General features: G+C 32.5%; 1 pseudogene. It reads left to right on the top strand.

The window, feature by feature from the left end:
* Window positions 1-235 (top strand): annotated as a pseudogene (locus HMPREF9441_RS18885) (AAA family ATPase); the annotation flags it as partial.
* Window positions 236-237: the final 2 nt, after the last annotated feature.

The raw sequence follows: 237 nt of genomic DNA, 5'->3' as shown, positions 1-237 counted from the left end.
TATCTGTACTTTTAACTCAGATATTTCGAAAATAGATGCTGCCTTGCTCAGAAAGGGTAGGCTTATAGCAGAATATAAGTTTAAAGAGCTGACCGTAGAGAAATGCAATAAGTATTTGCAATCAACAGATAGAAATTTAGTAGTAGAAAGGCCTTATTCGTTAGCTGAATTGACCAATATAGACTCTAAAGAACTAAAAGCAGATAACAAACAATCTAAAATAGGCTTCAAATGATA

It is taken from the genome of Paraprevotella clara YIT 11840 (genome assembly GCF_000233955.1).
Taxonomy (GTDB): domain Bacteria; phylum Bacteroidota; class Bacteroidia; order Bacteroidales; family Bacteroidaceae; genus Paraprevotella; species Paraprevotella clara.
Note: the sequence above shows the minus strand (reverse complement) of the source record. Positions and strands in the feature narration are given on the sequence as shown.